Origin of the sequence: Glycomyces buryatensis (assembly GCF_004912275.1) — a bacterium.
Classification (GTDB): Bacteria; Actinomycetota; Actinomycetes; order Mycobacteriales; family Micromonosporaceae; genus Glycomyces; species Glycomyces buryatensis.
In genome coordinates this window covers 20,623-47,242 of record NZ_STGY01000022.1, presented here as the reverse complement: position 1 = coordinate 47,242, position 26,620 = coordinate 20,623, and the positions used below count along the sequence as shown (strand labels likewise).

The window sequence follows — 26,620 nt, the reverse complement described above, 5'->3', positions numbered from 1 at the left end:
CGACACCTGTACGGATTCCATATCCCTGTGCGTACCTCAATTATCCCTCGAACAGCCTCGATCGGCATCACCCGATCGGGTAGAGGACCCTCATGTTCCACACCGAACACACAGGGCCGCAACGGAAACCGCCAGGCCCGCACCCCGCGGTCGGGCGTGTCCCCCGGCCCCACGCTCGGCCGGCACCGCCCACCCCGGCCCTGCACCCGGCCGCCCGCGCCACCCGCCCGAACACCAGAGGCCTTGCCCGACTCCGCAACTCCGCCCCGGCGGACGCGCACGGAGGCCGCGCCCGTCCCCACCGCTGCCGTCGCCGATGCCTTTAGCGCAGCGCGACCACGTGCGGGATGGCCCCGCCAGCGCCCCAGCCCCCAATGCAGGCCCCCAGTCGCGACCAGGCATGCCCAGCCACGGTCCCAGCCACGGCCCCAGTCATGAACCCAGTCGTGAACCCAGTCGTGAGCCCAGACAACCCCACCCGGTCAGGCGGTCTCCCACGTGAAGTTCACGGCGCGTTCGAAGTTGACGTAACCGGCGCGTTGAAAGGCCGCGGCCATGGGCACGTTCGGCAGGTCGGTCGCGGCGCGAATGCGGGGCACGTCCCGCTCGGCAAGGATTCGGGTGCCCTCGGCCAGCAGATCGTCCACATAGCCGTGCCCGCGGTGCGCGGGCAGCACGCCGATGTAGGCGATGATCGCGTTGTAGATATTGCGGGCCGGGATCACGAACCCGACCGCCTCGCCGCTGTCCAAAGTGGCCACCTGCCACCACTCGCGCGGACTGTCGAACCCGGCGAACTCCTCGTCATGTTGCTTCTCGGCGGCCTCGCGCGGGGTCATCCGCTCCAGGTCGGCGCCGCTGTGCGCGTCCAGCGTGCCCTCCAGGACCGGCACCATGAGGTCGACCAGTTCCTCCCGGTCGCTCACGGGCCGGAACGTAAGGCGCTTGGACGTTTCGGGCAGCGGCGTGCCGGCACGCCATTCGAGCCGGAGCCGCTCCACCAACTGCCGCGCGCCGAGTCGTTCCAGGACCGCGAACCGGGTCTCGACCACCTGGCGCGCGGCCGCGTCCTCCCGCCAACTCGGCGGGATGAACCGGCCGTACTCGGGAGGCGTCGCCCCTTCCGGGAAGATCGCCTTCATTGCGGCGGACAGCAGCTCGAAACCGACCTCCACGCCCTCCTCGGGAGGCAGCGTGTCATCGACGTCAAAGAAGTCGAGCACACCCGGGCCCTCCGCGCCGGGCGAGGACCACCAGGACGCGCGTGCCAGCACCCGGGTGCCGCGCGTCGCGATCCACATCCACTCTGGACGGCGGCGGCCCGCCGCCAGGTCGTCGGCGAGCTCGTCGTCGAGGACGTAGCTCAACTCGAGAAAGCGGTCGAGCTCGCTCGCCGCGACGAGGGGGCGCACGGTCAGGTCAGATGCGGGCACAAGGCTCCTTGTGGTTCACGGGAATCAGGGGTGACAAAGGTGTCGGCGCTCAGCCTAGCCCGCCCCCGTGAACTTCGCGATAACGGTCAACCCGGGCGCGATCCGATCGCGCTCCTAATACGTGATCGCCGGCGCGGGCGGCTCGCTCATGCCCTCCCCCAGGAAGTAGTCGACGTGGTGGGACTGCATGTAACCCTTGACGGTCATGTCGTTGCGGTAGGCCGGGTTGTGCGCCAGCGTGTACAGCCTGATGTCGGTCGACTGGTCGGTGGTGAAGACGAGCAGCTCATTGGAGTTCCCGTTGGGCAGCACGACCTCCTCGCGCCAGTCGCCGTGGATGTCGCCGAGGAAGGCCGGCTGGCTGCGTGGTCCGACGGTGCCGCCATAGTTTTGAGCCTGCTCCAGACGCGGCACGCTGTTGGTCGGGGTCGGGTTGTCCGGGTCCCACTTCTCGAACTTGCCGTTGTTGAACAGCTCCATCGTGACGTCGCCGTCCCACCACAGGCCCATCTGCGGCCACGGCCGCAGGTTCGTGTCGGACTCGGTCAGCTCGTCGGTCGGGGCGTTGTAGAGCCCGTCGAAGGACCAGACCTCCATGCCCGGGTGGTTCGGGTCGATGTCACCGGCCATGCCGCGCCCCACGTCCGCGCCGGAGCCATAGTGCTCCCAGATGAGCTCGCCGGTGGCCGCGTCGTAGTAGTACTCGTGCAGGCCGCTCGGGTTGTCCTGCTGGACCCCGTAGCCCTCGAGACCGGGCCTGGACGGGTCCATGTCGGCGATGTGGAAGCGGTCGCCGTGGACGATGCCCTGGCCCCCCATCGAGTAGAGCAGCGAGCCGTCGCCGTCCAGGACGAACCCGATCTCGGCGAACTCGTCATCGCCGTCGCTGTCCACGTCGAGGCAGCGGCTGTTGTGCCCGTCGGGGTGGTTCCCGTCGCGCAGCCACTTCCATTGCATCGATACATCGTCGCCGTCGAAGTCCCAGGCGGTGACCATGAGGTTGAAGCCGCCGTTGCCGACGCGGTTCTTCATGTAGGCGACCAGGCTCGGCGATTCGCCGTCGAGGTAGCAGGCGGCGAACCGGGCGTACATCGGGCCGTCCGAGATGAAGTCGGTCGGGACCTGGGCCGACGAGCGAAGTGCGCCGGTCTGACCGTCGAGGATGGCGATGAACTGCTCGGTGTCGTTGTCGTGGCTGAAGGTCTCGCCGTCGCCGAAGGTGACGCCGTTGGCGATCCGGACCGCGACCTCGGAGATGCCGTCGCTGTCGAAGTCGTAAACGGTCACACCGTCGTTGTGGCCGACGTCGATGGTGGACGAGCCGCCCTCGATGTTGTTCTGGTCGGTGCTGTTGGGCCCCATGTCGACCTCCCACAGGAACTCGCCTTCGCTCGAATAGGCTTCGATGCTCTGCGGGGAGGTCTGGCGGTCGACCACGTAGTCGTACTCGCCGTCGCCGGTGAGGTCGCCGACCCACACGAACTGGACAGTGCCGCCGTCGCGCAGCGGAACGCGGACCACCGGCTCGTCGGCGGCGTCGGCGTCCAGGGTGAACTCGCCGCTCGGCTCGCCTTCCTCGCCGTCCTCGACGGCGGTGACCCGATAGGCGTTCTCCTCGGAGAGGTCGGCGGTGGAGTCGGTGAAGTTGGTGCCGTCGGTGAGGACGTCGTCGTTCAGCTGCGTCCAATCGCCGCCGCCGGTGGAGCGGTAGACGTTGAAGCCGATGCCCTCCGGGTCGAGCCCGAGCAGCCGCCAGCTGATCAGGACGTCGGTGTCACTGGAGCGCACGGCCACCACGCCGCGGCCGAGGTTCTCCATCTGTCGGGCCGCCTGGGCGGCCTCTGCGGATGCTGGATTTGCGTCGCTGTCGGCGGCATGCGTATCCGGGCTACCGGCAGCGAAACTCGCCCCGGCAACCAGGACCCCGATCGCCGCCGTTGCGATCGTGAGTCTTGTTGACGCTTTCATGCAAATATCGAATCATATAAATGCATTCCTTGCAAGCGCCATCATGGTGTTCTAGCCTGAGGCCACACCCCCCAATGGAGGCGACATGTCCGAACTGAACCGTCCCACCAGATCCCTTCCCGCCCAAGCTATCTCATCCAATATTGAAGAATCTCGCGATGCTGAGTCCCCCAGCGACGGAATGCGGCGCCGCAGCGTGCTGGCCGCGTCGGCCGGTGTGGCGGCGGCTGCGGCGTTCATCGAAGGTTCCCCCGCTCACGCGCAAGGCGACTCCGATGGGGACCCCGGTCCCGACTCGGTCGAACTGTCCTGGCTCGAGGGCGCGCCCGCCGAAGCACCCGGCTCGACCTGGGGCGTTCCCTGGGGCCCGGGTCGGTTCGGCGCCGATCAGCAGTTCAAGCTGACCGGCCCGGACGGCGACGTCCCGGTCCAGTCCTGGCCGCTGGCCTATTGGCCCGACGGGACCCTCAAGTGGACGGGACACGCCGTCGGCGCCGGTGCCGACGCGGAGACGTTCACGCTCGGCGCGGGCGAGAGCGCGGCTCCGCCGACGCCGGTCACCGTGTCCGATTCGGATGAACACGTGGACATCGACACCGGAGTCATCAACGCGCGCATCGCCAAGAGCGGCACCGACCTCATCACGCACATCAAGCGCGGCGACCGCACCATCGTCAGCGGCGGGCACCTGGTGAACATCACCCAGGCAGAGGCTCCGGACCCGGAGACCGGTTCGGTCAAGCGGGCCCGCTACACCAGCGATGTCGAGGAGGTCACCGTCGAACAGGACGGGCCCGTGCGCGCCGTCGTGCGAGTGACCGGCCATCACCGGAAGACCACCGGGCGCAATAAGTCCTGGCTTCCGTTCACCGTTCGGCTGTACTTCTATGCGGGCGGCGAGTCCTTCCGGATGGTGCACACGTTCGTCTACGACTCCGAGGGTTCGGACGCGTTCATCGCCGGCCTCGGGGTGCGGTTCAAGGTCGAGCTCACCGATGAGCCGTACGACCGGCACGTCCGGTTCGTCGGCGAGGGCCACGGCCAGCTCACGGAGGCCGTCAAGGGCATTACGGGTCTGCGCCGCGACCCCGGAGCGGCCGTGCGGAATGCGCAGATCGCCGGGGAGGCTCTGCCGGACCCGTCCACTTGGGATCAACGCGTGACCACGCGGCTGCACTGGATTCCGGCCTGGGGCGACTACTCGCTCTCGCAACTCACCAGCGAGGGCTTCGCGATCCGCAAGCGCACCAAGGCGGGTCACTCCTGGGTGGGGGTCGACCAGGGCGGGAGGGCGTCCGGATTCGGCTACCTCGGCGGCCCATCCGGCGGCTTCGGCTTCGGGCTCAAGGACTTCTGGCAGCGGCATCCCACCGGGCTCGACATCCGCGGCGCCCACACCGAGACCGCCACCGTCACGGTGTGGATGTGGTCGCCGGAGGCCCAGCCGATGGACACCCGCTTCTACCACGACGGCCTGGGTCAAGACACGTACGAGAAGCAGCTGGATGCGCTCGAAGTGACCTATGAGGACTACGAACCGGGTTTCGGGACCCCGTACGGGGCGGCCCGCACCGCGGAGCTCCAGTTCTGGGTCACCGAGTCGACGCCGTCCCGGGAACGCTTGGGGCGCATGGCCGATGTGGTCCGCGCCCAGCCGCAGGTGATCGCCCCGACCGAGCACATGAGTGCGGCCGGAGCCTTCGGCGGCCTCTTCGCGCCCGTCGACCGCTCGCACCCGGTCAAGGAGGACATCGAGGACACCCTCGACTTCATCTTCGACTACTACCGGACCTCCCAGGACCAGCGCCACTGGTACGGGTTCTGGGACTACGGCGACGTCATGCACTCCCAGGACGGCGACCGCAAGACCTGGAAGTACGACGTGGGCGGCTATGCCTGGGACAACTCCGAGATCTCGCCGGACATGTGGCTGTGGATGGCCTACCTGCGGTCGAACCGGGCCGACATCTTCCGCTTCGCCGAGGCCATGACCCGCAAGACCAGCGAGGTCAACGTCTACCACCTGGGCGAATGGACGGGCCTGGGCACCCGCCACGGCATCATGCACTGGGGCGACTCGGCCAAGCAGGTCCGCATCTCCAACGCGAACTACCGGCGCTACTTCTACTATCTGACCGCCGACGAGCGGACCGGGGACCTGCTGCACACGCTGGCGAGCAGCGAGGAGACCTTCCTGGTCCTGGACCCGATCCGCAAGATCCGCGACCCCAACGAGGAGTACGTCCCCGATCGGAACGCACTCAGCATCGGCCTCGGCACCGACTGGTCGGCCCTTTCGGGTGCGTGGATGACCGAGTGGGAGCGCCGCGGTCCGGACTGGGAGTTCTGCCGCGACAAGGTACTGGGCACCATGGAGACCATTGCCGCCCAACCGAACGGCTTCGCCCAGGGCGGCGCCCTGTACGACATGGACACCGGGCGGTACTCGATGGGCGATGCCGCCGCCTTCAGCACGGGCAATCTGGGGCAGGCGTTCGGGCTGTACGAGGTCTGCTCCGAACTGATCCAGCAGGTCGACAATCCCGAGTTCGAGGAGGCCTTCCTGCGATTCGCGCGGGTGCGCACCGCCAGCAAGGCGGAACAGGAGGCCGAATACGGAAAGCCGTTCAGCGGCGACCTGTTCTACTACGCCTACACCCGCGGGAACGCCTTCGTCTACGTCCGCACCGGCGACGAGTCCCAGGCCGAGCACGCCTGGCACCTCTTCCGCAACCCGCTCAAGAATTGGGAGGTCTCCCCCGACTGGCCCAAGGAGACCGAGAAGGTCGAGTCGACCCTGAACCCGACCGACTGGTGGGGCTACATCGCGACCAATGACGCCGCCCAGTACGGCCTGGCCGCGATCCAGAACCTGGCCATGATCGGGGACCTCATTCCCGACGAGTGAAGCGCCCCCCGTTGATCGAATGGACCGCCGCCGGCAGGGCCGCCGTCAATGGCGGCCCTCGCCGGCGGTAGCGGCCCCGGCCGTAGCCGGGTGGTCATGCCTGGGCGGCCCCGGTCATGATCGCCACGGCGTCGGTCATCGAGTGGCTTTGCGGCGTAATGGTGGCCGCCCGTTTCCCGAGCCGCTGGATGTGGATGCGGTCGGCCACCTCGAAGACCTGCGGCATATTGTGCGAGATGAGGATGACCGGGATGCCCCGGTCTCGCAGGCTCCGGATCAGCTCCAGCACCTGACGCGATTCGCGCACGCCCAGCGCCGCCGTCGGCTCGTCCAGCACGACCACTTTGGATCCGAAGGCGGCCGCCCTCGCCACCGCGACGGCCTGCCGCTGCCCGCCCGAGAGGTTCTCGACCGGGACGGTCACGTCCTGGAGCGTGCTGATGCCCAGTTCGGCCAGCTCGTCCCGGGCCTGCTGGCGCATCCGCTTCGTGTCGACCACGCGCAGGATCGAGCCCAGCGGCCCCGGTTTGCGCAGCTCTCGGCCGAGGAAGAGGTTGGCGGCCACGTCGAGCGCGGGCGAGACGGCGAGGTTCTGGTACACCGTCTCGATGCCGTGCGTGCGAGCGTCCTGGGGGCGCTTGAAGTTCATCCGCACCCCGTCGAGCCAGATCTCCCCCTCGTCGGGGATCTCGGCGCCCGTCAGGCATTTGATCAGTGTGGATTTGCCGGCGCCATTGTCGCCGATGACGGCCAGGACCTCGCCGGGGTAGAGCTCCAGGTCCACCCCGTCGAGGCCGACGACGCGGCCGAAGGTCTTGACCAGGCTGTGAGCTTCCAGCACCGGTTCCATTGCAGTGTCCGAGTTCATTTGCGCGCCTTCCTGATCCACTGGTCGATGGAGACGGCCGCGATGATGAGGACGCCGACGGCGAAGGTCTGCCACAGCACGTCGAGCCCGGCCAGCGCGAGCCCGTTGCGGAAGACGCCGACGATGAGCGCGCCGAGAAGCGTCCCCCAGACGGTGCCTCGCCCGCCGAACAGGCTGGTGCCGCCGATGACGACGGCGGTGATGGAGTCGAGGTTCAGGTCGATGCCGGTGTTCGGCGAGGCCGCGTTGGAGCGTCCGATCTGGATCCAGGCGGCGACGGCGAGGATGGCGCCGGCCGCGAGGTAGACGCTCATGAGCACGCGGTTGACCCGGATGCCGGCCAGGCGGGCGGCCTCGGGGTCGTCGCCGGAGGCGTAGACGTGTCGGCCCCATGCGGTGCCGTGGAGGATCATCGCCAAGGCCACGTACAGGACCAGCATCATCACGACGCCGACGGAGATGTTGACGCCGCCCACCGGGAAGGTCTCGCCGGTCATCGTCAGGAAGTCCGGCATGTCGGCGCCGCGCACGGTCGCGCCTCCCGAGTACAGGAGCGTGAGCGCGAGGAAGATGTTCAGCATGCCGAGCGTGACGATGAAGGGCGGGAGCTTCAATCTGGTGACCAGGAAGCCGTTCAGCGCGCCCGCTCCGAGTCCGACCGCCAGGCCGAGGCCGAGGCCGAGGAGCGCGGGTAGTCCGTTCTGGACGGTGGCTTGGGCGATCACCATGGAGGAGAGCACCATGACCGCGCCGATGGACAGGTCGATGCCGGCGGTGAGGATGATGAGGGTCTGGGCCAGCGCGAGCGTGCCGACGACCGCGACCTGCTGGGTGACCAGGGACAGGTTGGACGGTTCGAGGGCGCGGTCGTTGAGGGCGCCGAAGACGCTGACGGCGACGATCAGGACGATGGCCGGGCTCAGCGCCGGGTAGCGGTGCAGGACACCGCGGATGGCGCTGAGCGGGGTGGTCCGGTCGAGGAACTCCTCGGCCAGGTCGGGTGCCTCGGATGGCACCGACTCCTTTGAGTTCTGACTCACGGGTTCTCCATTGTTGGGGTTGCGGCCGGGATGGGCTTTAGCCCCAGCAGATGTCGCCGCCGTCCGCGGCGGTGATGGATTCGATGCCGTCCTGGGGTTCGTCGGTGACCAGTTCGACGCCGGTGTTGAAGAAGTCGAGGCCTTCGGTGGTCTCGGGGGCTTCGCCGGTGGTGGCGAGTGCGTGGATGGCTTCGACGCCGAGTTCGGCCATCTTGACCGGGTACTGCTGGCTGGTGGCGCCGATGATGCCGCCGGTGATGGCGTCGATGCCGGCGCAGCCGCCGTCGACGGAGGCGACGATGAGGCCCTCGGTGGCATTGGCGGCTTCGAAGGCCTCGTATCCGCCGTATGCGGAGGGTTCGTTGATCGTGTAGAGCACGTTGATGTCCGGGTTGGCCGAGAGCAGGTTCTCGGCGCCGGTGCGCCCGCCTTCTTCGGCGCCTTCGGTGGCCTCGTGGCCGACGATCTCGTATTCGCCACCGGAGTACTGACCGGTGGCGGATTCGTCGCCGATGACGGCGGCGTCGGCGGTGTCGATGCCCATGCCGTCAAGGAAGCCCTGGTCGCGTTGGACGTCGACCGAGACGATCTTGTCGTCGAAGATGTTGAGCATGCCGATGACGGCCTTTTCGCCGCCGAGTTTCGCGGCGGTCCATTCGCCGATCTTCTGTCCGGCGAGGAAGTTGTCGGTGGCGAAGGTGATGTCGACCGATTCGGGGTCGGAGGGCGGGGTGTCGAGGGCGATGACGTAGAGGCCGGCGTCGCGGGCGCGGATCATGGCGTCTTCGACACCGGGTCCGTTGGGGGTGATAAGGATGCCTTGGTCGCCGCGGGACATGGCGTTCTCGATGGCCTGGATCTGGGTTTCCTCGTCGCCGTCCTGCTTGCCGGCCGCCATGGTGAGTTCGACGCCGGTGTCCTCGGCGGCGGCCTCGGCGCCTTCCTGCATGGCGACGAAGAACGGGTTGGTGGTGGTCTTGACGATGAGCGAGACGCCGACGGTGTCGTCCGAGTCGCCGCCGTCGGAGCATCCGGCGAGTGCGAGGGACGCGCCCAAGGCGAGCGTGCTGGTGGTCACGAGGCTGTTGCGGAGTGCGCCACGTACTGTGCGATTCATCGTTGAATCTCCTCTAGGGGGTTCGGCACCGCCGCCCGGGTTGACAACGGTGTCACGAACAGGTTTAGGCCATGCGAGCATGTACAGTCAAGACCCCTCGCAATATTGGAGTTCAAATCGTGACATCGTTGTCAGGCCAAGGCCCCAACTATCGCTCGAGACCGACCATGCGGCAGGTCGCGAAGCTGGCCGGTGTCGGCCTCAAGACCGTCTCCCGCGTCATCAACGGGGAACCGGGCGTCACCCCCGCGACGGCCCGGCGGGTGACGGACGCGGCCCGCGCCCTCGACTACCAGCCTGACGTGCATGCGGGGAATCTGCGCCGTTCCGACCGACGCACCGGAACCCTCGGCCTGCTCATCAGCAGTGTGGACAATCCCTTCGCCGGGGCCGTCCATCGGGCCGTCGAGGATGCGGCGGCCCCGCGCGGCGTGGCGGTCTTCGCCTCCAGCTTCGATGACGACCCGAACCGCGAGCGCGAGGCCGTCATCGCGTTCCTGCGCCGCCGCGTCGACGGGCTCATCCTCACCACTTCGACTGCGAGCCAGGCATATCTGGAACCGGAGGTGCGCCGTGGTACCCCCATCGTGTTCGTGGACCGCGAGCCCTCCGGCATCGATTTGGACGCGGTCGTCAGCGACAATGCCGAGGGCGCGGCCCGCGCCACCGCCCACCTCCTGGCCCGCGGCCACCGCCGCCTGGCCTATCTGGGTGACCGCCGCGAGATCCAGACCGCCCGCGAAAGGCGCCGCGGTTTCCTCGAGGCCCTGGGGCGGGCGGGGATCCCCACTGGCGAGGCCACAGTGGTCGAAGAGCTGCACTCGGAACGGGGAGCCCGGGACGCCCTGCTCCGCCTGCTCGATTCGCCCGACCCGCCGACCGCGGTCTTCAGCGCCCAGAACCTCATCACGGTCGGCGCCATCAGGGCCCTGCGCGAACGCGGACGCGCCCTCGACACGGCCCTGGTCGGCTTCGACGACGTCGACCTGGCCGACCTGCTGGAACCGGGCATCACGGTCGTCGCCCAACACCCCGAAGACATCGGCCGCATCGCCGCCGAACGCGTCTTCGCCAGGCTCGACGGCGACGACTCCCCCACCCGACGCATCGTCGTGGGCACCACCTTGATCGAGCGCGGCAGCGGAGAGATCCCGCTCGGTTCCCAATGACGACAGACGTCGAGAGGGCCGCCGCGGCTTCGCGGCGACCCCCTTCGTGCGCTTAGTCGTCAGACGCCCGCGAGGCGTTCGCGGGCCCTGGCGAGCTCGGTGTCGAGATCGGTCACGCGGCGTTCCAGATCCACGCGGGTCTCGTTGTCCTCAGGGGACTCCAACGAGGCCAGCAGGCCCTGGCCGAGACCGCCCTGCATGAGCGCGCAGCCCCGCAGGACCACCGGCAGCAGGAGCGCCATGACCAGTCCGCCGAGGACGGTCATGATCGAGATGGCCGTGTACGAGTCGCCCCAACCGAGCCACTCGGTGGCGTACTCCAGGCCGTCGCCCTCGGAGCCGACCGCGCGGCGGATGATCCAGCCGTACAGCGGCCAGGCCAGCGACGCGACGGTGGCGGACCACCAGGACACGGTCAGCACGAACCCGACGATCGCGATCGGGAAGTTGACGATGGCCCACAGCAGGTTCAGCCAGGACTGGCCGTCCGTGACCACGGTCAGGAAGCGGCGGAGCCCGGTCGAACCGGCGGGGGCCCGCTTGTAGCGCACCGGCTGGATGTCGCGACGCAGAACCGCCGACAACTGCGCCCGTCCTCCGGCGGCGAGTCCACGCAGGGCCAGCAGCGCCGTCGCGAGGATCGGGATGCCGACCCAGACGATCGCGGTGCCGATCCCGGCGGAGAAGCCGACGACGGCAATGATGAAGGCGGCCAGGGCAATGGGGAACGAGGAGAGGAGATAGGCCGAGTCGATGCCGACCTGCTTGAATGTCTTGTTCATGCCTTAAAACTATGGCGATCCGAGCGCCACATCGAGCCTGTGACCAGGCGTATCGGGGGTAAGGCCAGCCCTACCCTCCACCGTCGCCCCGACGGGCCGGAGCCGCAAACGGTCTCACAAGTCGGCAGCGAGTTCGGCACGATGGGCGTCATGGCCGCCGCGAGCGGCCGGACGTAGCCCAGGGTGCGGGTGAGTCCCCGGGGAGGCTGCGATGCTGGTTCGATACCGGGACATTACGCCTATACGACCCAGCGAGTCGCCGAAACCGGCTGCGTTGTCGCACCCTCGGTTTACGGTTGCGCCATGATCGATCGTCGCCAGGTTTTGGGATATCGGGTCCGGGTCCAGCAACTGGATCGGGAGGCGGGAACGCTCGCGGACACGTCGGTGCTCGATTTCGGGGTGCAGGACACCGGGACCGACGGCGGCACGTGGGCGCTGGCCGTACGCGGCGTTGACCCCGCGGCGCTGCGGGAAGACGAGCTCGTCCTGCTGTGGACGGTCCGCGGGGCACCGCACCTGTATCGGCGCGGCGATGTCGGCCAGGTCGCCGCCGCTGTCGCCCCCTATTCGGAGGCCGACGCGGCGAAGCGGATCTTCGACGCCTCGAAGCCGTTGAAGGAGGCCGGGATCGGGATCGTCGACGCGCTGGATGCGGTGGCCGCCGAGATGCGGGGGCTCGTGACCGAACCGATGGTCAAGGGCGAGGTCTCGGGGCGATTGGCCGAGGCAATGCCCGAGCCTTACCTGCGGTTCTGCCGGGCGTGCAGTGCAACGCACTTGTACGAGATGCCGTTCCGGCTGGCGGCGGTGCGGGCCGGACTCGAACTGCGGCAGCGCACCTCGCCGCCGGTACTCGCCCCGATCTCCGGCTTCGCCACGGCGCGGGCGTATGAGGAACGGTTCGATCTGGTCCGGGACTACCTGCACTTCCTCGGGCCCGCCACGTTCAAACAAGCGGCCGAGTTCATTGACGCGCCGGTCAAGGAGATCAAGGCGCATTGGCCCCAAGACGCGGTCGAGGTGGAGGTCGAGGGCGAGCGGCGGTGGGCGCTCGAGGCGGACGTGGCGCCACTGCGCTCGGGTGAATCGGTCGCCGTGACGCGCTTGCTCGGCCCCTACGACCTGTTCCTTCAGGGCCGGGACCGTGACACGCTGGTCCCAGACCAGGCCCGGGCCAAGGAGTTGTGGCGGGTCCTCGGGCGTCCCGGTGCGGTCTTGGCGGGCGGAGAGATCGTGGGGACGTGGCGGCCCCGCAAGTCCGGGAAGCGGTTCACCGTGACCGTGAACCCTTGGGGCACACTGTCGGACGTGGTCCGAAAGGAGGTGGCAGAGGAAGCGGGGAAACTCGCGGATTATCGCGGCGTGACGCTCACCGGAGTCGAGTTCGAGTTACTCCCCGGTCTCGCCGTCGACGGCCTCTCGAATGAGGTCGGCATGCCCGTTGTGGCGGGCGTACTCCTCGATCATGTGAAGGATGATCCAGCGCAGACTCGGGGCCCGGCCATCGCTCCACTTGCGCTCGGCGAGCTGGTCGAGTCCACCGCCCTCCAGCGCCTCGGCGACGCCCGCGCGGGCGATCTCCAGGCTGCGTTCCCATTGCGCGAGCAGCTCTTCGGGGCTGTCGTCCGGCGCCGTGTGCCACTCCCAGTCGCGGTCGGCCTTCCAGTCGACCTCGCTCCATGGCGCGCCGCGCTCCCGGCCGTGCAGAGTCTCGGAGAACCAGCCCTCCTCGACCAGGGCCAGGTGCTTCATCATGCCGCCGAGGGTCATGCTCGACGCGGCCACCTTCGTATTGAAGCCTTCCGCATCCAGGCCCCGGCACTTCCACGCGAAGGTCGCGCGCTGGTAGTCCAGAAAGCCCAGCATGGAGGCGAGCTCGTCGCCGTTCACCGGGGGTTCGGGGCGTCCGTATTCGTCCAGGTCGGTCATGTTGGCCGAGTCTACGCAACCGACGGCAAGCCGGTCGAGCCGATTCAACGGCATGGGGCGACACCACCCGTGCGCCACATGTGGATTCCACTGCCGGTTCCGACATCTTCAGCGGCATGAACCGGAGCCGGACCGAGATAAGGAGATCGGGCCTCTCCCCCACGGCGGCAAGGTCTTCCAGTCACCCCCTTTGGCCGGGTTCGGACAGGACGCCGCCGACGACGGAATTGACGACGGCGCCGACGGCACAGGGCTCCGGCCCGGGGCCCTGACGGTCGGCGAAGAGCAGGTGGACTCCGCCGAGCAGGGTGGCCGCCAGAGTCCGCACGTCCACGCCACCCCGAATGCGGCCGAGTTCGCGTTCGGCCGTGAGGTACTCGGCGATCATCTGGGCCCCCTCGGTGAGGACCGGGACGCCGGCGGGCCAGGTCTCGCGCAGACGCTCGCGCAACCCGTCGCGGATGGTGACGAGCGGGACGATCGCCACAGCGAGCGAGTCGAACAGGGCGATGAGTGCGTCGGTGAGGTTGCCGGTCACCGTGCCGGTGCCGGCGCAATCGAGCAGGGCGGTGACCTGGTCGTCCATGCGACCGACGCTGGCGAGCACGAACTCGGCCAGGAAGTCGTCGAAGTCGGCGAAGTGCCGGTGGAGCAGTCCCTTGGAGACTCCCGCCTCCTCGGTGACGGCGCGGCTGGTGAGCGCGCTGGGTCCGTCGCGCAGGAGGATGCGCTCGGCGGCGGCGAACAGCTGCTCCCGGCCGTCATGGATGGCGATTCCGGTCGGCATCGACCACGGGTCCTTCCGATGGGGGCCGGGGACAATTGACAAGTGGGCACCTGCCCATTCAACGTGGGCGTATGTCCACTATACCGTCTGGAGAGGCGCAAAGCACCAGCCTGGAACCCCATCGGGCACGCGATGCGGCCGAATCCTTCGGTACCGATCCCGAACGCTACGACCGCACCCGACCGAGCTATCCGGCCGAGATGGTCGACGCCATCGTCGCAGCCGGCCCCGGGCCGGACCTTCGACGCGGCGGGCGGGACGTTCACGGCTCGGTACACCACCGTGGTGGTCACCGCGACGAAGTCCACGGGCTGACACCCGGGTCGTGATTCGGTGGCCGGAGCGGTCAGCAGATGTCGCCGTGCGCGGCGGCGGTGGCGCGCAGGAGGTCTCGCACCAGGTCGTAATCGATGTTCTCGGTCCGGCGGAAGCGCAGGCAGCCCTTGCCCATGTCGTGACCGGCCAGTCGATCGGCGAAGGCGTCGCGGACATCGGTGCGCAGCAAGTAGAACGAGACGTACTGTTTCTGGCTGGCGAAGGCGATCTCACCGACGCCCTCGCGCTCGTAGGCGGGCATCCCGTAGGCCATGACCTCGGTGAACCCCGGCAGCTCGGCGCGGCACAGCTCCCGAATGCGCGTCAGGGCCTCCCGGCGGGCGTCGGGAAGCTCGGCCAGGTAGGCGTCCACATCGCTCGCTCTGCTCTGCACCATGGTCGGGAATCTATCGTGAACGACCGACCGCCAGGTCCGGTTCGGAGGAATCGTCCAGTGCCGCTCAGGCGGGCCGCCTGGCCTCGTACATCGCTTGGGGCGCATCGAACTTGATGAAGCTGTCGATCTTGGTCATGCCGAGTGCCTCGAGCATGCGGCACGACCGGGCATTGGCCTCCTGGGTGACCGCGATGATCGTCGGATCCTCCGACGGGACCGCGTCGAACGCCCACGCCAGGACCACCGACACCGCCTCGCGAGCGTAACCTCGGCCCCAGTGCGCGGGCAGGAACGAGTACGAGATCTCGCGGCGCCCCGCGAAGCTGGAGGACGCGTCGACATGGACCGTGCCGACGAATGACGACTCAGACGTCTCGATCACGCTGAACACGTACAGAAGTCGCCCGAGCGCCCGCTCGTAGGCGGGCAGCTTCTGCTCGTCCACGGGACCGCCGAGGTATTTCCGGACCGCGGTGTCGGTCCACAACGGCCTGAAATCGGAGGCGTCGTCGGATTCGGCGGGGCGCACCAGGAGCCGAGGAGTGGTGAGCGTTGCGGGCCAAGTCGCGGAAATCGTTTTCTCGTCCATGCCGTAGAACCTAGTGGGTGTTCGGACGTCGGGCCCGGTCCGGGTCCGGCGCGGCCTCGATGCGGACCCGACGGGCGTGGGCGCGGGCCGAACTCGTGCTGGCGGCGATCGGGGATCGCTGGTCGCGGCGGTCCGGTCCCGCGCTTCGCTAAGCGAATCGAATCCCTGAGCGCCAGCGGAGTTCGTCGAACACGAGGGCGGCCGCGACCGCGGCGGCGGGGAGCCAGAGGGAGCCCGAGCCGATCCACAGGTTCCCGGCGGCGACGGCCAGGACGCCGATGAAGAACACGGCGACGACTACGGCGGCGACCTTCCCGTGGTGGTTGAGGCGCCGATGCCGCGTCAGCTGCCGGACCATCGCGGTCATCGACCCGGTCAGGTAGGTGGTGGAGACTGCGTCGAATCCGAGGCGCACGCCGTTGACCGCCTGGAGCCCCATTGCGAAGGCGGCCACCGCGATCGAGATGTAGCGGGGGATGCCGACGGACATCATGACAGCGAGCGAGAGCAGCAGGGCCAGTTCCAGGACCAGGAGGACACGGAAGCGGCGCTTGCTGAGGTGGTCGGTGAGGACGAAGCCGACGGCCATGCCGGCGAAGAAGGCCAGCAGCGAGACGGCCCCGGCGAACGCGTCGCCCAGGCGGCCTTGGGCTATCGCGACCCCCAGCAGGACGATATTGCCGGTCTGGTTCGCGATGAGGACGCCGCTCAGGTGGAGGTAGGACAGGGCGTCGCTGGCCCCCGCGCCGAAGGCGAGCAGGACGGCCAGAACCTCGCGATGTCGCATCCCTGGATGCTAAGCGCGAGTGGATGCGGGCCGCGCCGGAACGCCGCTTACGCGGGATCGTCGGTTTCGGCCGTCTCGGTCTTGTAGACGGTGAATCCGCGGGCGCGGTAGTTGGCAAGTCCCATCGGCGAGTCCTTTGAGCAGGTGTGGAGCCAGACTCGTTCGGGCGCATCGAGTTCCTCCCACCGGTCGGCGATCTTCCAGGCCCGTTCGACGGCGGCGGTGAGGAGGTGGCCGCCGATGCCCTGGCCGATGAACTCGGGCATGAGGCCGAAGTAGACCAGTTCGACCTCGCCGGAGCGGTGTCCATCGAGCTCGGCGTAGCCGACCGGGGTGCCGCGCACGAAAGCCGTCCAGGTCTCGACGCCGGGCAGATCGAGGTACTCGCACCACTGCTCGCGATCCCACGGCAGCCGATCGATCCACGCCCACCGCTCGCCAACGGCCGAGTACAGGAACCGGCTGTACGCGGGGCTGGCCAGCTCGGACCACACGATGTCGACGGGCACGGCGGGCGCGGACGCGGCCTTGAGCTCGTCCGGATCGCGCATTTCGAGGTACCACGTGGTCAATTCCATGCGCAAATTATCCGCGATCCGTCACTCCGGCGCTGGCCCGGAGCCCGTTCGAAGGCTCGCTTCCAGGGACGCAACGAGTTCGGCGGTCTGGCGGTGGCTGGTGACGGTGACGATGCGGGTGTCGTGCCCGTATTCGGCGAGCAGTCGGCGAAGTTTCGGGGTCTCGTTCTTTCGGAACGTGAGCACCCAGCGGAGGAATTCCGGTCGGAGGCGGACGAAGAAGCCGCTGGGGTGCTGGCCATTGCCGTATTTCCAGCGCCGTTTGAAGATGTTCCACACGCAGCGCGCCGTCGACAGGTCCAGGAACACCACCAGGTCGGCCCGTTCGATGCGCTCGGGCATGGTCGAGGAGAGGTTGCCGTCGATGACCCAGCGTTCGGCACGGGCGAATTTGCTGGAGACGGCGATGAGTTGTTCTCTCGGGAACGGCTTCCAGTCGCTGTCGAAGTGGTGCAGGTCCAGGTGGATCGCCGGGAGGTCCAGGAGTTCGCCGAGTTGCTTTGCCAGTGTCGTCTTGCCCGCTCCCGCGCAGCCGACGATCATGACCCGTTGAATTTCCGCCATGACGAGGCAGCTTACGCGGCAACCGGTCCGGGCGCGAGCGTGTTTCTGGCGGCTTCCCTATTCGGCGGCGGGCTTGCGGGCGACGAGGCGTTCGATGAGGCCCTTCTTGAAGCGGTCGCGGGCCTCGATGTCGAGTCCGGCCGCCTCCACGTGGCGGGACGGGTGGCGGCGGAAGTGCTCGCCTTGGAAGGGGACCGAACCGGTTTCGATCACGCGTTGAATGCCGCGCACCCACGCCGAGGTCGATTCGACGTGGTCGGCCAGCAGTAGCCGCCCACCCGGGCGCAGGACCCGGATCATCTCGCCGACGGCCTTCGCGTCGTCGGGAATGGTGCACAGGGAGAAGGTGCAGACGACCGTGTCGAAGGAGGCGTCCTCGAAGTCGAGTTCCTGGGCGTCGCCGAGGCGCAGGTCTACATCGAGGCCGAGCGAGGCGGCGCGGCGCTTCGCCAGCGCGAGCATGCCCGGACTCAGCTCGATGCCGGTGAGCTCGACGCCCTTGGAGTAGTGCGGCAGGTTGAGCCCGGTTCCGATCGCGACCTCCAGGACCTGGCCGGTGGCGCGTTCAGTGATCCACTCCCGGGTTCCGTCGAAGAACCTGCGTTCGGCCCATTCCATGGCGTGGTCGTAGCGGTGGGCCTGCTTGTCCCAGAATCTTCGCAGGTCATCGAGTGTTCGCACGCGCATGTCTTGGGTTCCTCCGGTGTTCGACCGTCTCCTTCGACAGTAGTCCCGCCGGGTGCGGAACGGGGGTGCGACCGGGTCCGATCGGTGGCATTCGCCCGATTACACATTGACATTCATTAATGTCGGTAAGGCCGCGCCGCGCGGACTGTTCATCTTGACATCCTCTCCTCCCTGCGAGGACGAGATTCCAGTGTTCACCGTGGTGGTGGGCGCTGGGGTTCACGGACGCTCGAACCCTGGCGGGTTGTCGTCCCTCCGGCACCGGTCGAAGACCGGGGGCGGGGTGTCCCGCCCTGTCCTGCCGCGACGTTATTAGCTGCGTTGACATCGGCGTTGCACGTGAACCCGCAGGAGACGCAGACGAACTCGGCTTGGCTCTTGCGCGAGTTCTTCTCTATCCATCCGCAGTCGGAGCAACGCAGACTGGTGTACGGTGCCGGGACATCCTCGACCCGGCCGGGGGCCTTCTGCTCGGTGCGGGTTCGCAGGAGTCCCCACCCCTGGGCGAGGATCGCCCGGTTCAACCCGGTCTTCTGCGCGACGCCTTTACCGGGCGTCTCGGCGGTTCCCTTCGCGGAGGCTGTCATGGTCTTGATGTTGAGCTTCTCGAACCGGATCAGATCGAAGCCGGAGGCGAGCATGGTAGAGGTCTTCTCGCACCAGTCCTTCCGCCGGTCCGCCTCGGTTGCCTTGATTTTCGCGGCCTTCGCGTGCTCGGCCCGCTTCTGCGGGCTGTCCTTCGGGGCGCGAGAGGCCCGCCGCTCCTGCTTGCGCAACCGGGCGCGTTCCTTCGAGTTGAGCTGCGGGCAGTTAAGCATCCGGCCATCCGACAGGGCGGCGGTGACCTTCACGCCTCGGTCGATGCCGATCACTTCACCGGTGCCCGGAGGAGCGACCGGTTCGGGGACGAGGGCGAACGCCACATGCCACTGCCCGCGCCGCCAGGTGACACGGAACGTCTTCGCTTCAGGTAGATCACGGCGAGTGAGCCGGAACCGGACCCATCCGCACCCGGGCACCTTCACTTGCGCCCACCGCTTATTCAGCTTCTGCACCACCACCGACCGGGCCAGGACCTGTCTGCCCTTGCGATTCAACCTCGGCGAGCCATCGGGCTCGAACTCCGGCACCCGGTCGGTGCCGATCACCCGAAACCCCTCATCCCGGTACCGCTTCCGCCAACTCGGCTCGCCGAACCCGGAATCGAAGCGGCGCTTGACCGCCAGGTCGAAATTCCGGAGCGCCTGCTGCTGCACCTCCGCGTTGCCCTCACGCAACCACTCACTCGCAGCTCTAGCCTCGGTCAACTGCCGAGCAAGCTCCACATACCCCGGCGAAGCACCCTTATGCCGGGCCCAATAGGACCGCTGCTCCACAGCGAGATTCCACACGTACCGAGCCTGCGCGCAGTGCAGCAGCAACTGCCACTCCTGCTCGCCTGTCGGATACATCCTGAATCGCGCCATCACACCAAGCTACGACCCGCCTGTGACAATCCCGCACAATCGAACCCCCACCCGGACACAAATATGACTGACATCACTTTCCGAATGCGGGAGGTACGCCGCAATAATGATCCGACTGGATCGCGCCCCGCCTCGGTAGCATTCCCACCGACAGAGTGGGAGACCCCTTGCCGCCGAATCAGACCGACTTCGCCGCCCTGACCAATGCCGCCGCCTCCGCGGCCCTCGATGCCTATGACCTGCCCGAACCGGTCGACCTGCGACCGATCCGGCTGCTCAATAACGCCGTGTACTCGGTGACCACCGGCGACGGGAGCCGTTTCGCCCTCCGGGTCCATCGCCCCCGCGGGCGCCCCGCCCAGCACACGCTCGCCGAGCTGACATTCCTCGACGCGGTCCACCGTCAGCTGGCCCGCGAGGGCGTCCGGGTCCCGGCGCCGGTGGTCACTTCCGATGGGGCGTTGTCGGTCTCGGTCGAATTGCCGCAGGACGCGGGGACGCTCTGGCACTGCGACCTCTTGACGTGGGTGGACGGCGACGTCCGCCGTCCAGGGGAGGGACTCGGACCGAGCGGGGTGCGCGAACTCGGACGTGCTCATGCGCAGCTGCACCTCGCCTCGGAGTCCTTCACTCCCCCGGCCGGATTCGCGGTCCCTCATTGGGACGCCGATGCCCTGTTCACCGAGCGATCGCCCTATCGGCCCGGGCCGATCGATGCGTTCCTGTCCGGTGAGGACCGAACGGACTTCGATCGCGTCGCAGAGCTCACCGCGAAGGTCTTCGCGGACCTGGGCACCGGTTCCGAAGCCTTCGGGCTCGTCCACATGGACTTCATCCTGGGAAACTGCCACACGGTCCGCACCGCGCACGGTTGGAGCATCGGCGTCCTCGACTTCGATGAGCTCGGGTACGGGCACTTCCTGTACGACCTCGCGCCCGTCATGGGCAACCTCAGCGACTACCCGCACCTCCGGCGGCTCCGCGCCTCATACCTGGACGGATACCGTTCGGTGCGCCCGCTCCCGATCGAGCTCGAGGCGCACCTGCCGGTGCTCATGGCGGCCCGCCATGCGGCGCAATGCCTGTGGGCGGCCGGGCTGGTCCACAGCAATGGGAGCGCCGACGTCGACACGGCCGATCACATCGCCTACCGGATGTGGGAGGTGCGCCGCTGCCTCGCCATGCGGTGAGCGGCGACGAGCCATCTAGTTGCGCGCGTTAGGGTTCGGCCGGTTCCAAGCGCCGTCCCACACAGGTGGCCGGGGCGCCCTCCGCTGCTGCGGCGAACGCCCCGGCCCAGTGGGGAGAGTTGAGCTAGACACCGTTGAGGGCGTCGAGAACGGCCTGGTAGGCCTCCTTCTTGCCGTAGTTGTCGTCGAAGAGCAGCGGGGTGTCCTCGCCGCGCCAGGAGTACTTGTCGGTGATGCCCCAGACGGTGATGCCGGTGCAGCGTTCGATGGCCATGCACGCCTCGGTGACGGTCCGGTAGACATCCGCCTGAGCGCTGCCCTCGCCGCCGACGTCGAGCTCGGTGATCTCAACGTCCACGCCGAGCTCGGCGAAGCGCTCGAGGTTGGCCTGGTAGGTGGACAGGTCGGCGCCGACCGAGAGGTGACTCTGGAAGCCGACGCAGTCGATCGGGACGCCGCGTGCCAGGAAGTCGGCGACCATGTCGTAGATGCCGTCGCTCTTGGCGTTGATGCCGTCGGTGTTGTAGTCGTTGTAGCAGAGCTTCGCGTCGGGGTCGGCCGCGTCGGCCGCGACGAAGGCCTCCTCGATCCAGGCGTCGCCCAGCTCGATCTGGAGGTTCGACTGGCGGCGGGTGCCGTCCTCGGCGAACGCCTCGTTCACCACGTCCCACGACGAGATCTGCCCGGCGTAATGGCTTGCCACGCCGTCGATGTGGCCGAGCATCGCCCCTCGGAGTGCGTCGCCGGTCAATCCTTGGGCCCAGGACGGCTGCTGGGCGTGCCAGACCAGGGTGTGGCCGCGCACCTCCATGCCGTTGTCCTGGGCGTGGGCGACGAGCTGGTCACCGCCGCTGAAGTCGAACTGGCCCTGGGCGGGCTCGGTGGCGTCCCACTTCATGGCGTTCTCGGCGACGATCGAGTTGAACTCGGCGTTCAGCGTGTCGGCGTAGCCGGCCTCGCCGAGATAGTTCGGCGCGATGGCGGCGCCGAAGTAGCGGCCGGACTCGGCCGCCGAGGCGCCGAGTGTGTCGGCGGCCTGCGCGCTGCCGGAGAACATGACGGCTCCGGTGGCGGCGAGGCCGGCGGCCACCGCCACTGCGATCGCGGATTTGACGCGGCGTCCCTTGCCGCGCTTGGTCGGATTGCTAGACATTGCGATTCCTTCTGCGTTGGGGGTTGTCATTGGACGGAGCCGCTTCAGCAGCTCTCATTGGTCGCCGTCGCCAGGCCGAGCCGGTACGGCAGCTGCGAGTACTCGACGTCGGTCTGCGAGGGGTCGACGCCCTGATAGAGCAGCTGCAGGTTGCACGGATCGATCTCCATGGTCTGGTCGTATCCGCTGCGGACGACCTCGCCGTGGCTGATGTCGTTGGTCCACTGCCCGTCGGGGAAGCCGACATTGGCGGATCCGGCGAACGGGTTCTCCTCGGTGGCGGCCAGGGGCTGCCACTCGCCGTCGAGTCCTTCGGCGGTGAACGAGCGGAAGTACCGCCGGCCGTCCGCGCCGATGGCCTCCATGACCAGCAGATAGGTGCCTGAGTCGCCGACCTTGTAGACACCCTCGCCCTCGAAGAGGTTGTTACGGGTGTCCTCCAGGACGATCTGGGTGTCGTCGAATCCGTTCGGGAACTCGCCCACGGTCGTCTCGGCCCGATAGAGGTGACCGTTGTCGTCGGCGGAGAACAGGTAGCAGTTGACGTCGTCGCAGGTGACCCAGAAGTCGAGCCAGTTGCCGTTGCCGATGTTCTCCTCGACGATGGGCGGCATGGAGTCCTGGAAGTTCTGCGGCGCAGACCAACTCGTCGGATCGGTCGGGTCGTCGGTCGTGGAGTACGAGGGCAGCCCGGTCTGGTACACCAGGTACCACTCGTCGCCGGGTTCGAAGTAGAACACATGCGGCGCGGCCGCGTACCCCGAGCCGATGGCCGAGGAGTCCAGGAAGGTCTGGGGCGCGCTCGACGCCTCGGACCAGTCCGAGAAGCTGGTGTAGGCCATGCTCCAGCCGCCGGCGGTATTGGCGGTGGTCATGTAGACCAGCCACTGGTCGTCGTAGCGGACCACGGTCGGGTCCTTGACGGAGACGATGTCGTGGCCCGCATCGGGTTGGGGGCTGATGAGCGGCCCGGTGGACTCCCACTCGTAGCTGCTCGGGAGCTGTTCGGCTTGTACCGGGTCGGCCGACGGCTCCTCTGCGGTGGCGGCGAGGGTGGCCGCGACGAACGCGGCGGCGACGCCTCCGGCGATGATCGCGACTCGCGATCTCGACCTGAACGTCCTCATTGACGCTGACCTTTCTGGTTGGGGTGGAATGCGGTCGGAATGAACCATCACCTCCGAAAGTTTCGGAACTTTTATCGAAAATTGCGCACTCGCTACTATAGATACCCCTCGATATCATGTCAACCCGGGGCGGAAGGGGCGTATCGAACCCCAGCACGAACAGGCCCCGCGAAGGAAATCCTTCGCGAGGCCCCGGAAATTCCGTTCTGCTCTGTTGCTCAGCTCCGACCACGCTGTGGAGTTCGGCGCTGTGGTCGCGGTTTCAGCGTCGGATCGAATGCATCATGTGGCGGCGCTCGTACCAGTGGGCCCGCTGCACGCCGGGCGGAAGGACGGTGGGGCGGTCGATGGGCCTGGGCACCAACGGGTTGCAGCCGTTGGTGTTCGCCTCGTAGGGGTCAGAGGGCCTCCCGGAACTTCCGCACCTCCTCCAGGGTCGGGATCGATGGGACGGCGCCCTTGCGCTGCACCGCCAGTGCGGCGGCGGCCGTGGCGAACTCGGTCGCCTCGACAAGCGCGGACAGGTCGGCCGACCGTTCGGCGCGGTCGAGTGCCGCGGCGAACGCGCCGACGAAGGCGTCGCCCGCCCCGGTGGTGTCCTTGGCGTCGACCTTGAGGGCCGCGACCCTGACCGGGGACTCGCCCGGAACGCCTACGAGCGCGCCGTCGGCCCCGAGCGTGATGATCACGGCGCAGCCGTGTCCGGTGAGGACCGAAAGGAGCGACCGTTCGCCGGTGCCGTCCGGCTCGCCCGCGAGTTCGGCCGCCTCGTGCTCGTTCACCACCAGGATGTCGATCTGGCCGAGGAGTTCGGCCGGGACGGCCCCGCTCGGCGCGGCATTGAGCACCACGGCCGTGTCGGTGGCCTTCGCGGCGCGGACTGCGGCCTCGACCGTCGCGATCGGCGTCTCCAGTTGCAGCACCAGGACGCCCGCGGAGGCGATGTCGCGAAGTTCGGCGGCCGTGAGGTCGACGAGTTCGGCGTTGGCGCCGGAGTTCACGACGATCGAGTTCTCGCCGCGCCGGTCCACGAAGATGATCGCCGAGCCGGTCGGGGCGCCCGCGCGGCGGTCGAGCAGGTGGATCCCGGCGCCGGTGGCCTGCTCTGCGAGGCGGTCAGCCGCGGAGTCGCGCCCGAGCGCGACGATGAAGGACACGTCGGCTCCGGCACGGGCCGCTGCGATGGCCTGGTTATTGCCCTTGCCTCCGGGGAAGGCCTCGAAGCCGCGGGAGAGCACGGTCTCGCCCGGTGCGGGAATGCGGTCGACCTCGTATACGAGATCGAGGTTGGCGCTGCCGAGGACGACGACGCTCATCGGGATACCTCCACTGTTCGTGCTGCAAGGTCCCAGAACCGGGACCCGTCGAATCCTGGCACGGACGTGGCGAGCCGGTCGCGCCGCTGCGGGATTGGCGGAAGGGGGCCGCGACCGGTGTCGGTCGCGGCCCCCTCGGACAGGTTCTCTAGTGCACGGCGGGGGCGCCCTCGACCGCCGGAGCGGCCGCCTTCTTCACCATGAACGAGGCGGCGACGCTGACGATCGCCAGCACGCAGCCCCAGATGAAGGCGTCGTGGATGCCCGCCGCCTGCGCGGCGATCTCGTCGGCGCCGTTCGCCATCTCCGAGGTGATCCCGGTCGTCATGATGGTGATGAACAGGGCGGTGCCGGCGGCGCCGGCCATCTGCTGGAGCGTATTGACGATGGCGCTGCCGTGCGAGTACAGCTCCGGTTTGAGGTCGCCCAGCGCATTGGTCATCAGCGGCGTCATCATGCAGGCGAGGCCGACCATGAGCAGCACGTGGGCCATCACGACGAACGAGGTCTCGGTGGTCTGGTCGAGCTGCGTCAGCAGGCCGAGCCCGATCGCGACGAAGATCGCGCCGGGGGTGACCAGCGGACGCGGGCCGAACCGGTCGTAAAGGCGCCCGATGAACGGCGAGCTCAGACCCATTGCCAGTCCGCCGGGGAGCAGCACCAGGCCGGTCTCCATCGTCTTCAGCTCCAGGACGTTCTGGAGGTACATCGGCAGCAGGATGAGCGAACCGAAGAAGGTCGCCATCGAGATGAGCATCATGGCGATGCCGATCGCGAAGGGGCGGTTGTTGAACACGCGCAGGTCCATCAGCGGCGCGTCACTGCGCTGGAGGACCAGCTGACGCCACACGAACAGGACCAGGGAGACCGCGCCGACGCTGAGCGGCAGCGACGGGGAGATCGGCGCGCCGGCCTCGGTCGCCGCTTCGCCGAGGCTGCTGAGGCCGTAGATGAGACCGCCGAACGTCAAGGCGGACAGCACAATCGAGAGCAGGTCGATCTTGACCGACTTCGGCTCGGTGATGTTCTTGACCAGGGCCGCGCCGAGGAACAGGCTCAGTGCGGCGATCGGCAGCACCGCGAGGAACATCCAACGCCAGCTCAGCGATTCCAGGATGAAACCGGAGAAGGTCGGGCCGATGGCGGGCGCGACGGAGATGACGATGGAGATGAGGCCGATCGTGCGCCCGCGCCTGTCCGCCGGGACGAACGTGAGCACAGTGGTCATGAGCAGCGGCAGCATGACCGCGGTGCCGCTGGCCTGAACGACGCGGGCGACCACCAGGACGCCGAAGGCCGGCGCGACTGCGGCCAGCAGGGTGCCCGCGGTGAACAGCGACATCGCCGCGATGAAGACCGCGCGAGTCGTGAAGCGCTGCAGAATCAACCCGGTGGTCGGGATTACCACGGCCATGGTGAGCATGAAGCCGGTGGTGAGCCACTGAACTGTGGCGGCGCTGATACTGAACTCGTTCATCAGTCTCGGCAGCGCTACGCTCATGACGGTCTCATTGAGGATCATCACGAAGGTGGCCGCGAGCAGTAGACCGATGACGAGTTTGATCTTGCTTGGTATCCCGGTCTCGGTTTCCTCAGTGGACACAGGTGTGTCCTCGACCGTTTCCTGGGCGACGCTCATCGGAACCTTCTTTCGGGACGGGTGGGTGTTGGGTGGACGGCGGTGCCACCACGCACGTCCGGGAGTCCTCGGGTGCGCGGCGCCGCGCACCGCGTTGGAGTCTACGGGGAATTTGTCAGTCACTGCCATTTAATTACCCTGGTACAATTGTCGACATGAGCACTGTCACAGGGCTGCGCCAGGCGTCGCGGCGGGCGGTGCAGTCGCAGATCGTCGCGATCGCCGAAGACCTGTTCGTCGCCAAGGGATTCGAAGAGACCACCGTCGATGAGATCGCCGCCGCCGTCGGCATGTCCCAGCGCAGCTTCTTCCGCTACTTCCCCTCAAAGGATGACGTCGTCCTCGACCGCCTCACCCGCCTCGGTGATGACCTCCTCTCGGGCCTCGCCTCCCGCCCGTTGGACGAGCCCGAGTGGGATTCACTACAGCATATGTTCGACCCGGTCCTCGAGCGGTTCACCGACGACGAGCTCCGTGAGCACGACGCCGCGATGCAGCGCGTCATCGACGGCAGCGCCCGCCTCCTCGCGGCCTACCTCCAACGCCTCGACGCGGTCCAGCAGCGCCTCACCGACGAACTGCAAACCCGCGCCGACTCCCGCGACTCCGGCTCCACCCCGGACCCGATCGTCCTGCGAGCCAAGGTGGGCGCCGCCTTCGCCTGCCTCCACGCGGCCATCTGCCACGTGGTCGCCCGCGACGACCCCGACCAATTCGCCCACCACCTCCACCACACCATGACCGCCCTCCGCCCGGCGGCGGACGCGAGCTGACGGCGTCCCCCGTTTGGTCTTCGGGAGAGGGTTCG

General features: G+C 67.9%; 23 protein-coding genes and 1 pseudogene. 5 read left to right on the top strand and 19 right to left on the bottom strand.

The window, feature by feature from the left end; genetic code table 11:
• Positions 1 to 482: 482 nt before the first annotated feature.
• Together FAB82_RS06055 and FAB82_RS06050 are read right to left on the bottom strand one after the other, a co-directional pair.
• Positions 483 to 1,433 (bottom strand): GNAT family N-acetyltransferase, encoded by a 951-nt coding sequence (locus FAB82_RS06055; protein WP_136533648.1) that lies wholly within the window; start codon positions 1,431 to 1,433, stop codon positions 483 to 485.
• Between the two features lie 114 nt (positions 1,434 to 1,547).
• A complete protein-coding gene (locus tag FAB82_RS06050; protein ID WP_136533647.1) occupies positions 1,548 to 3,251 on the bottom strand; it encodes a rhamnogalacturonan lyase family protein in 1,704 nt (567 codons plus the stop codon).
• A 331-nt stretch (positions 3,252 to 3,582) separates the two neighbouring features.
• On the opposite strand from FAB82_RS06050, the gene FAB82_RS06045 reads away from it, so the two are divergent.
• Positions 3,583 to 6,309, top strand: a complete 2,727-nt coding sequence (locus tag FAB82_RS06045; RefSeq protein WP_136533652.1) for an exo-rhamnogalacturonan lyase family protein — start codon at positions 3,583 to 3,585, stop codon at positions 6,307 to 6,309.
• 94 nt (positions 6,310 to 6,403) lie between these two features.
• Here FAB82_RS06045 and FAB82_RS06040 read toward each other — a convergent pair whose 3' ends face one another.
• Genes FAB82_RS06040 through FAB82_RS06030 form a run of 3 tightly spaced genes read right to left on the bottom strand, consistent with a single transcriptional unit; the run spans position 6,404 to position 9,334 of the window.
• Complete coding sequence (locus FAB82_RS06040; protein WP_136533646.1) at positions 6,404 to 7,177, bottom strand: ATP-binding cassette domain-containing protein; 774 nt, start codon at positions 7,175 to 7,177, stop codon at positions 6,404 to 6,406.
• Complete coding sequence (locus FAB82_RS06035) at positions 7,174 to 8,217, bottom strand: ABC transporter permease (protein WP_136533644.1); 1,044 nt, start codon at positions 8,215 to 8,217, stop codon at positions 7,174 to 7,176. The genes FAB82_RS06040 and FAB82_RS06035 overlap by 4 nt, the downstream gene beginning before the upstream one ends.
• Before the next feature lie 37 nt (positions 8,218 to 8,254).
• Positions 8,255 to 9,334, bottom strand: a complete 1,080-nt coding sequence (locus FAB82_RS06030; protein ID WP_136533643.1) for a substrate-binding domain-containing protein — start codon at positions 9,332 to 9,334, stop codon at positions 8,255 to 8,257.
• 167 nt (positions 9,335 to 9,501) lie between these two features.
• Between FAB82_RS06030 and FAB82_RS06025 the strand changes: the two genes are divergently transcribed.
• The gene (locus FAB82_RS06025; RefSeq protein WP_136533642.1) at positions 9,502 to 10,503 is read left to right on the top strand and encodes a LacI family DNA-binding transcriptional regulator; all 1,002 of its coding nucleotides are present in this window, start codon (positions 9,502 to 9,504) and stop codon (positions 10,501 to 10,503) included.
• Between the two features lie 59 nt (positions 10,504 to 10,562).
• Here the strand turns inward: FAB82_RS06025 and FAB82_RS06020 are convergent, their stop codons facing one another.
• Entirely contained in the window at positions 10,563 to 11,285 is a 723-nt protein-coding gene (locus tag FAB82_RS06020) for a sensor domain-containing protein (RefSeq protein WP_136533641.1), read from the bottom strand.
• Positions 11,286 to 11,588: 303 nt separating this feature from the next.
• Between FAB82_RS06020 and FAB82_RS06015 the strand changes: the two are divergent.
• A pseudogene (locus FAB82_RS06015) lies at positions 11,589 to 12,674 on the top strand (winged helix DNA-binding domain-containing protein); the annotation flags it as partial.
• A gap of 3 nt (positions 12,675 to 12,677) precedes the next feature.
• Here FAB82_RS06015 and FAB82_RS06010 read toward each other — a convergent pair.
• The 9 genes from FAB82_RS06010 to FAB82_RS05965 form a co-directional block, all read right to left on the bottom strand.
• The gene (locus tag FAB82_RS06010) at positions 12,678 to 13,154 is read right to left on the bottom strand and encodes a DinB family protein (RefSeq protein ID WP_246039465.1); all 477 of its coding nucleotides are present in this window, start codon (positions 13,152 to 13,154) and stop codon (positions 12,678 to 12,680) included.
• A gap of 244 nt (positions 13,155 to 13,398) precedes the next feature.
• Positions 13,399 to 14,004, bottom strand: a complete 606-nt coding sequence (locus FAB82_RS06005; protein WP_136533640.1) for a TetR/AcrR family transcriptional regulator — start codon at positions 14,002 to 14,004, stop codon at positions 13,399 to 13,401.
• Positions 14,005 to 14,350: 346 nt separating this feature from the next.
• Positions 14,351 to 14,716 carry an iron chaperone gene (locus tag FAB82_RS05995; protein WP_136533639.1) on the bottom strand — a complete coding sequence of 122 codons (366 nt, stop codon included), beginning with the start codon at positions 14,714 to 14,716 and terminating at the stop codon, positions 14,351 to 14,353.
• A gap of 64 nt (positions 14,717 to 14,780) precedes the next feature.
• The gene (locus tag FAB82_RS05990; protein ID WP_136533638.1) at positions 14,781 to 15,305 is read right to left on the bottom strand and encodes a GNAT family N-acetyltransferase; all 525 of its coding nucleotides are present in this window, start codon (positions 15,303 to 15,305) and stop codon (positions 14,781 to 14,783) included.
• 148 nt (positions 15,306 to 15,453) lie between these two features.
• Positions 15,454 to 16,092, bottom strand: a complete 639-nt coding sequence (locus FAB82_RS05985; protein WP_136533637.1) for a YoaK family protein — start codon at positions 16,090 to 16,092, stop codon at positions 15,454 to 15,456.
• A 47-nt stretch (positions 16,093 to 16,139) separates the two neighbouring features.
• Entirely contained in the window at positions 16,140 to 16,670 is a 531-nt protein-coding gene (locus FAB82_RS05980; RefSeq protein WP_136533636.1) for a GNAT family N-acetyltransferase, read from the bottom strand.
• 21 nt (positions 16,671 to 16,691) lie between these two features.
• Positions 16,692 to 17,234, bottom strand: coding sequence for a P-loop NTPase family protein (locus FAB82_RS05975; RefSeq protein WP_136533635.1), 543 nt, complete (start codon positions 17,232 to 17,234; stop codon positions 16,692 to 16,694).
• Between the two features lie 57 nt (positions 17,235 to 17,291).
• Positions 17,292 to 17,921 (bottom strand): class I SAM-dependent methyltransferase, encoded by a 630-nt coding sequence (locus tag FAB82_RS05970; RefSeq protein ID WP_136533634.1) that lies wholly within the window; start codon positions 17,919 to 17,921, stop codon positions 17,292 to 17,294.
• 194 nt (positions 17,922 to 18,115) lie between these two features.
• The gene (locus FAB82_RS05965) at positions 18,116 to 19,387 is read right to left on the bottom strand and encodes an RNA-guided endonuclease InsQ/TnpB family protein (RefSeq protein ID WP_136533633.1); all 1,272 of its coding nucleotides are present in this window, start codon (positions 19,385 to 19,387) and stop codon (positions 18,116 to 18,118) included.
• A gap of 167 nt (positions 19,388 to 19,554) precedes the next feature.
• On the opposite strand from FAB82_RS05965, the gene FAB82_RS05960 reads away from it, so the two are divergent.
• Positions 19,555 to 20,577 carry a phosphotransferase enzyme family protein gene (locus FAB82_RS05960; protein ID WP_168801440.1) on the top strand — a complete coding sequence of 341 codons (1,023 nt, stop codon included), beginning with the start codon at positions 19,555 to 19,557 and terminating at the stop codon, positions 20,575 to 20,577.
• Between the two features lie 124 nt (positions 20,578 to 20,701).
• Here the strand turns inward: FAB82_RS05960 and FAB82_RS05955 are convergent, their stop codons facing one another.
• The 4 genes from FAB82_RS05955 to FAB82_RS05940 all read right to left on the bottom strand — a co-directional run bounded on the left by FAB82_RS05955 (position 20,702) and on the right by FAB82_RS05940 (position 25,812).
• Complete coding sequence (locus FAB82_RS05955; RefSeq protein ID WP_136533631.1) at positions 20,702 to 21,730, bottom strand: endo-1,4-beta-xylanase; 1,029 nt, start codon at positions 21,728 to 21,730, stop codon at positions 20,702 to 20,704.
• A 44-nt stretch (positions 21,731 to 21,774) separates the two neighbouring features.
• Entirely contained in the window at positions 21,775 to 22,857 is a 1,083-nt protein-coding gene (locus FAB82_RS05950; protein WP_136533630.1) for a glycoside hydrolase family 62 protein, read from the bottom strand.
• Positions 22,858 to 23,255: 398 nt separating this feature from the next.
• Positions 23,256 to 24,173: a ribokinase gene (locus FAB82_RS05945; RefSeq protein WP_136533629.1), complete on the bottom strand. Its 918-nt coding sequence runs from the start codon at positions 24,171 to 24,173 to the stop codon at positions 23,256 to 23,258.
• 148 nt (positions 24,174 to 24,321) lie between these two features.
• Complete coding sequence (locus FAB82_RS05940) at positions 24,322 to 25,812, bottom strand: MDR family MFS transporter (protein WP_136533628.1); 1,491 nt, start codon at positions 25,810 to 25,812, stop codon at positions 24,322 to 24,324.
• Between the two features lie 155 nt (positions 25,813 to 25,967).
• Here FAB82_RS05940 and FAB82_RS05935 point away from each other — a divergent pair, with 155 nt between their 5' ends.
• Positions 25,968 to 26,585, top strand: coding sequence for a TetR family transcriptional regulator (locus FAB82_RS05935; RefSeq protein ID WP_136533627.1), 618 nt, complete (start codon positions 25,968 to 25,970; stop codon positions 26,583 to 26,585).
• Positions 26,586 to 26,620 lie beyond the last annotated feature (35 nt).

What these genes read in the sequence shown, in the direction of transcription:
- FAB82_RS05990 (WP_136533638.1), bottom strand. Translation starts at nt 15,305, where the DNA reads ATGGACGAGAAAACGATTTCCGCGACTTGGCCCGCAACGCTCACCACT.
- FAB82_RS06025 (WP_136533642.1), top strand. Translation starts at nt 9,502, where the DNA reads ATGCGGCAGGTCGCGAAGCTGGCCGGTGTCGGCCTCAAGACCGTCTCC.
- FAB82_RS06020 (WP_136533641.1), bottom strand. Translation starts at nt 11,285, where the DNA reads ATGAACAAGACATTCAAGCAGGTCGGCATCGACTCGGCCTATCTCCTC.
- FAB82_RS06005 (WP_136533640.1), bottom strand. Translation starts at nt 14,004, where the DNA reads ATGCCGACCGGAATCGCCATCCATGACGGCCGGGAGCAGCTGTTCGCC.
- FAB82_RS05995 (WP_136533639.1), bottom strand. Translation starts at nt 14,716, where the DNA reads ATGGTGCAGAGCAGAGCGAGCGATGTGGACGCCTACCTGGCCGAGCTT.
- FAB82_RS05975 (WP_136533635.1), bottom strand. Translation starts at nt 17,234, where the DNA reads ATGGCGGAAATTCAACGGGTCATGATCGTCGGCTGCGCGGGAGCGGGC.
- FAB82_RS05945 (WP_136533629.1), bottom strand. Translation starts at nt 24,173, where the DNA reads ATGAGCGTCGTCGTCCTCGGCAGCGCCAACCTCGATCTCGTATACGAG.
- FAB82_RS06045 (WP_136533652.1), top strand. Translation starts at nt 3,583, where the DNA reads ATGCGGCGCCGCAGCGTGCTGGCCGCGTCGGCCGGTGTGGCGGCGGCT.
- FAB82_RS05955 (WP_136533631.1), bottom strand. Translation starts at nt 21,730, where the DNA reads ATGTCTAGCAATCCGACCAAGCGCGGCAAGGGACGCCGCGTCAAATCC.
- FAB82_RS05940 (WP_136533628.1), bottom strand. Translation starts at nt 25,812, where the DNA reads ATGAGCGTCGCCCAGGAAACGGTCGAGGACACACCTGTGTCCACTGAG.
- FAB82_RS05935 (WP_136533627.1), top strand. Translation starts at nt 25,968, where the DNA reads ATGAGCACTGTCACAGGGCTGCGCCAGGCGTCGCGGCGGGCGGTGCAG.
- FAB82_RS06010 (WP_246039465.1), bottom strand. Translation starts at nt 13,154, where the DNA reads ATGCTGGGCTTTCTGGACTACCAGCGCGCGACCTTCGCGTGGAAGTGC.
- FAB82_RS06050 (WP_136533647.1), bottom strand. Translation starts at nt 3,251, where the DNA reads ATGGAGAACCTCGGCCGCGGCGTGGTGGCCGTGCGCTCCAGTGACACC.
- FAB82_RS05950 (WP_136533630.1), bottom strand. Translation starts at nt 22,857, where the DNA reads ATGAGGACGTTCAGGTCGAGATCGCGAGTCGCGATCATCGCCGGAGGC.
- FAB82_RS05980 (WP_136533636.1), bottom strand. Translation starts at nt 16,670, where the DNA reads ATGGAATTGACCACGTGGTACCTCGAAATGCGCGATCCGGACGAGCTC.
- FAB82_RS05965 (WP_136533633.1), bottom strand. Translation starts at nt 19,387, where the DNA reads ATGGCGCGATTCAGGATGTATCCGACAGGCGAGCAGGAGTGGCAGTTG.
- FAB82_RS05985 (WP_136533637.1), bottom strand. Translation starts at nt 16,092, where the DNA reads ATGCGACATCGCGAGGTTCTGGCCGTCCTGCTCGCCTTCGGCGCGGGG.
- FAB82_RS06040 (WP_136533646.1), bottom strand. Translation starts at nt 7,177, where the DNA reads ATGAACTCGGACACTGCAATGGAACCGGTGCTGGAAGCTCACAGCCTG.
- FAB82_RS06030 (WP_136533643.1), bottom strand. Translation starts at nt 9,334, where the DNA reads ATGAATCGCACAGTACGTGGCGCACTCCGCAACAGCCTCGTGACCACC.
- FAB82_RS05970 (WP_136533634.1), bottom strand. Translation starts at nt 17,921, where the DNA reads ATGCGCGTGCGAACACTCGATGACCTGCGAAGATTCTGGGACAAGCAG.